Source organism: Motiliproteus sp. SC1-56 (assembly GCF_017309075.1).
Lineage (GTDB): Bacteria > Pseudomonadota > Gammaproteobacteria > Pseudomonadales > Balneatricaceae > Motiliproteus.
On the sequence record NZ_JAEMGS010000028.1, the window covers coordinates 1 to 4,993 of the forward strand.

Consider the following 4,993-nt stretch of genomic DNA (forward strand, 5'->3'; position numbering starts at 1 on the left):
AGGGGTGAAAACTGAAACGACTGTGGTAACATTTTGCTCACGGCTGTAGCTGCGTGGAAGTAGGCTCGACACCAACAACCATAAGGCTTTCAGCCGTTTCTGTTTACCCCTTCATGAAAAATGCGGGTTAGGGGCGTCTGATCGACTGGGGGAGCAGACCGACCGTTTGGTCTGCCCTCCCGTGACCCACCAGCGCCAACGTGCTAATTAGACAGCAGCGGAAGTAGACGGCCAGCAGGCTTTATGAACCTACGGGACCACTCTCACAAACACCCTGCCCAGGCTTTGAGTCCGACGACACCTGGGAGGGAGTATCATGAGCCAGTTCGGCGGTCTTAAAGACTGCCCCTGGCGGAAGGCTTCACCCCACCCCCTGGTTTTACGGATCACCTGACCGTATTCAAACTCAGCGAACCAAGCCGCAACAAGGGTTCATTCAAGTGGCGCCTGAGCCCGGCATAATCCGACTAGTCAAGCAATCCGCTTGAGAGGAGTCACCACCGAGATGGCAACAAAACACGCTGAACCGCTTTAGCAGAATGCTGCGTGCACTCGCCAGATCCGGTATAGTCGATTTTTGTTCAGACGCCCCGTGGCGCCAAACGAAAATTATACGTGTCCGACAAAATCCAGGGGCATAAAGGGAGTTCCGAACGGGCAAATACGGCCACTGGACACTACCGCACAGCGTTTTTAACGCTTGCGCTCTGTATCGTTTAAAAGCACCAATCCCGATATTGACCAAGTACCGGAACAGCCTCAAACACGCCTAATCATGTTGGATCTTATGACCAATAGGGCCTCACCCTCTAGTAACGCGGCAGACCAACGCCAACCAGGATATTGAAGTAATAACGATGAACTCCCCGATGCTGCATAAATACGCCCCGGAGACATCCTCCCCCCTGCAAGAAAACACCATGGCGGTACCCCAGCGAGTCCTGAATTGGCTTCTGTCACTTTCTATTTTTGTACTCCCCGCCGCTGTCTTAACGCTGCAAAGGGGCGTGGGCTATGGCGCGCTACCAATGTTGATACTGAGCGCGGTATTGCTTGGCGTTTATGGCCGTTACTCCAAAGTGCGGCTGAACAAAACGGAATGGCTCTTTGTGATAGCAATGCTGGCCTATCCCCTAGCGGCAGCGCTCTCTATGCTGTTTCATGGAGAGTGGGTTTGGGCCCATTTCGACAAACCCTCCCGGTTTTTGTTGGCACTACCAGTATTTTTTGCCCTGCGGCAGTTCGGCACTTCGGAGAATTTCTGGTATTGGGGCTTGGTGGTAGGCGCTATCGGGGCCGGCATTTTCGGCTATTACCAGAAGTACGTGCAAGGGCTTACGGTGGCCTCCGGCTACACCCACAAAATCCCTTTCGGTGATATCTCGCTCATTCTGGGGGCACTGGCCACCACCTACCTGATTCCACGACATTCCCATTGTAGTAATAGGTTTCTGCAAGTCATGGTACTTGTCGCTGCTGCCTTTGGTTTACTGGGTTCAATAGCTTCGGGCACCCGGGGCGGCTGGATAGCCATTCCCTTCGTTGCTTGGCTGATACTCTCGGCGATAGTTGAGCGACGGCTGGTTCGGTGGAGCATGTTCGGAGCGTTAATCGCCGCACTGATACTGGTCTACTTCAACAATGACCTGGTTCGTTACAAGGTGGACCGAGCGGTAATCACCACCCAAGCCTATTTCGACGAGGGCAAAGTGCAGGGATCTGCAGGTACCCGGCTGGAAATGTGGCGGGGGGCTTGGCTCCAATTTCAGGAGGAACCGTGGGCCGGGGGCGGCAAGGATTCCTATGGACCAAGATTGAGCGCCTTGATAAAAGAAGGGAAAATCAACCCAGGACAGGTGTTCACCCATGCCCATAATGACTTTTTAAATGTGCTGGTAGAGTTGGGCATCTTGGGGGGGCTTGCCCTGACCCTTTTCTACAGTTTCATGCTGGCGTTTTTCACTCGGCGACGCGAACTGGACCTACGACTTGCCACGGCCGGGCTGGTACTCTGCTTCGGCTATATCGATTTTAGCCTGACCCAAGCGATGCTAGAGCACAATATCAGCACGACCTTTCTTACGTTTACCCTCGCGATCCTTGGTGGAATGCTCAGTTACCAATACCGAAACGCCAGCCTGGCAGAGGCGCCCGGCAAAAACTAACCCGGCCCGTTCGCCAAGCTCATGTCGGCATCTATCCCATACAATCTTCAGAAAAACCAATCAAAGCCGAAGCAAGTGCTCAGCCGGGGATTAGTATGCATTCTTATGCAAAAACCCCTTGAACACAGTTAGGAAAATGATTTTCAGATCAAACCAGACTGACCAGTTCTCGATGTAGTAAAGGTCAAACTCGACCCGTTTCTCCATTTTGTCCAAGGTATCGGTCTCGCCCCGCCATCCGTTGATCTGGGCCCAACCGGTGATGCCCGGCTTAACCAAATGACGCTTCATATAGCCCCCGATCAGCCCCTTATACTGCTCGTTATGTGCCACTGCATGAGGACGCGGTCCCACGATCGACATCCGCCCCTGAAGCACATTGAAGAACTGCGGTAGTTCATCCAGGGACGTGCGGCGCAAGAAGGCACCAAACGGTGTAATCCGCGCATCCCCCTTCTGGGCCTGCTTGACCTCGGTACCGTTATCCTGGGTCGTCATGGAGCGAAACTTGTAGACCTTAATCTCCTCGCCGTTGATGCCGTAACGGCGCTGCTTGAACACCGCCGGCCCCGGCGACGTCAACCTTACCGCAACTGCAATACCAACCAACAAAGGGCTGATCAAAACAAGGATGATCGCCGCCAGTACCCGGTCCTCGACGGCTTTGACCACCCGGTGGATGCCATCCATGGGCGACGCGGAAAGATCGATCACCGGCAGTCCGGCGATCTCAGTAATGGAGTGATTCAGCAGTTGGAAACCAAAGATGTCCGGCACGAAACGCAGATCCACGGGTACATCGTCGACCCGTTGAAACAACGTCCGCATCTCCTCCTCCCGTGAAAGTGGCAGGCAGATCCACACCTGATCGACCTTGTTTCGGTGGAGATACTCCGGGCAATCATCGACCCGCCCCAGCAGCGGAATATCACGGACAAAGGTGGCCAAGGAAACGTTTTCATCGTCATCAAAGAACCCGACTACATTAAGACCGGTCCAGCTCTCCATCTTCAGGGTGGTGGCGACCCGTTGCCCCAGCTCCCCCGCCCCAATGATCACCACCGAGCGGGTATTCAACCCATTCTCGCGAATAAAGGAGAGCAGCGAGCGCAGAAGGAAACGTGAGCCGATCAAACCGACCAAGCCAATTAGATACCAGGTACCAAACCAGAGACGCGAGTAATCGTGGGAGGTCTTACTGAAAACCGCCAACAGCGCCAACACCGCAAAGAGCGCCGTCCAGCCGAGAAACAGCGCCCGCACCTCCTCCAACTTGGTGGCCCCCCGCCAGGCCCGGTAGATAGAGAAGAAGGGATAAATGGAGAAAGACGCCAAGGACGCGACGATGGCCCCGATAGTGTAGATGCGGTGAAAGGTCCAAGTATCGATGGCGATGGCCATAGCTAACCAGCAGGAGAGGACCAGCACCAGCCAGTCGGTAACGCGCAGGGCCCACATCAGGGCGGGCGAGTGTTCTTTTAAGAAGCCGGAGTATTTCATAAAACGGGCGACAATCCCCTGTCATGCTAAAAAAAGGGCATTATCGCGGATCAACATGAGCGCGTATAGTGCCCGATAGCGGTAACCGTGGCGCCCTCGGGGCCAAACCGGTATCCCGCCAGGCCTGACGCCGGTTGGCGCATAACCGTCGAGACAATTTGTCAACCGTGCAGATCAGGTTGAGACGAGCAGGTTCGCCCCTCAACCGCCTTGCCGATCGAAGCTAAGCACTAAAAACATTCCGACAGAGCAAGCGCTGTTTAACCAGACGGACGCTATAACGCCTTGCGTCATATAACAACTGGCGTTATAGTCTACCGATGATTAAACAATTCCGTTGTAGCGAAACTGAGCGCATATGGACAGGCAAAGGGGCGCGAAAACTGCCCCAAACTATTCAGAGCGTTGCGCGACGCAAGCTCCGTATGCTCAACAATGCGGTTACCTTAGATGATCTACGTATTCCGCCGGCCAACCGGCTAGAAGCGCTAAAAGGTGATCGAATCGGTCCACACAGCATCCGAATTAACGGGCAATGGCGAATCTGCTTTCACTGGCGTAACGGCGACGCTTATAACGTTGAAATTGTGGATTACCACTAGGAGTGTCACATGCTACCCAATATCCATCCTGGCGAAGTGCTTCTCGAGGAGTTTTTACAGCCGCTGTCCATCAGCCAGAATGCTTTGGCTCGCGCCATCGACGTTCCGCCTCGACGCATCAACGAAATCGTGCATGGAAAACGCTCCATCACGGCTGACACCGCTGTACGTCTGTCTATCTATTTTGGGAACAGTGAGAAATTCTGGCTTGGTCTGCAAGATGACTACGATCTTGAAGAAGCCCGCCTACGGATTGATCGTAGCCGTGTACATCCCTTGCACGCAGCATAATTGAAACAAAGCGGGCTGATAAAGCAGCCAGTACTGTCATCCTCTGCTGAGCAGCAGCGCAAAGTTATTTCAAATGCCGCTGAGGGTCTTGACGACGATGTAACACACGGATGACCTCAATCATTTCTAGGGTTTCAGTGCCAGGCTCAGATTTCGCTTCTCATGTTAAACGCTGAACCTCACCGCCCAGTACTTCCCTCTCTATAGGCGACCATCGACAACATCCAGAAATGCTAAATATTTCAGATGGTTAGATCTACCGACCTGAATCAGAGACAGATTTGAGACGGAATTTTCACAACACTTTTTAAGACTCCTGCGTAACCCGCGCCTACCGCTCGGTATTCCCCGCAAACCCCAGCTTTGCTACGAGTAACTGCTGTAGCTCCCTGTTTTTCGGCATCTGGCGCTGGTTTGCAGCGCCAGATACGGTAT

4 protein-coding genes are annotated in these 4,993 nt (G+C 53.7%); 3 read left to right on the forward strand and 1 reads right to left on the reverse strand.

The window, feature by feature from the left end:
- The first annotated feature begins 920 nt into the window (after nucleotides 1–920).
- Entirely contained in the window at nucleotides 921–2,165 is a 1,245-nt protein-coding gene (locus JGZ97_RS17900; protein ID WP_207064077.1) for an O-antigen ligase, read from the forward strand.
- Between the two features lie 90 nt (nucleotides 2,166–2,255).
- On the opposite strand, the gene JGZ97_RS17905 is transcribed toward JGZ97_RS17900, so the two are convergent.
- Nucleotides 2,256–3,665: an undecaprenyl-phosphate glucose phosphotransferase gene (locus JGZ97_RS17905; protein WP_207064078.1), complete on the reverse strand. Its 1,410-nt coding sequence runs from the start codon at nucleotides 3,663–3,665 to the stop codon at nucleotides 2,256–2,258.
- Nucleotides 3,666–3,985: 320 nt separating this feature from the next.
- Here JGZ97_RS17905 and JGZ97_RS17910 point away from each other — a divergent pair, with 320 nt between their 5' ends.
- Nucleotides 3,986–4,267, forward strand: coding sequence for a type II toxin-antitoxin system RelE/ParE family toxin (locus JGZ97_RS17910; protein ID WP_207064079.1), 282 nt, complete (start codon nucleotides 3,986–3,988; stop codon nucleotides 4,265–4,267).
- Nucleotides 4,268–4,276: 9 nt separating this feature from the next.
- A complete protein-coding gene (locus JGZ97_RS17915) occupies nucleotides 4,277–4,558 on the forward strand; it encodes a HigA family addiction module antitoxin (protein WP_207064080.1) in 282 nt (93 codons plus the stop codon).
- The last annotated feature ends 435 nt before the right edge of the window (nucleotides 4,559–4,993 follow it).

Bases quoted from the DNA above. Each gene is read 5' to 3' on its own strand.
- JGZ97_RS17900 (WP_207064077.1), top strand. From the start codon at position 921: ATGGCGGTACCCCAGCGAGTCCTGAATTGGCTTCTGTCACTTTCTATT.
- JGZ97_RS17905 (WP_207064078.1), bottom strand. From the start codon at position 3,665: ATGAAATACTCCGGCTTCTTAAAAGAACACTCGCCCGCCCTGATGTGG.
- JGZ97_RS17910 (WP_207064079.1), top strand. From the start codon at position 3,986: ATGATTAAACAATTCCGTTGTAGCGAAACTGAGCGCATATGGACAGGC.
- JGZ97_RS17915 (WP_207064080.1), top strand. From the start codon at position 4,277: ATGCTACCCAATATCCATCCTGGCGAAGTGCTTCTCGAGGAGTTTTTA.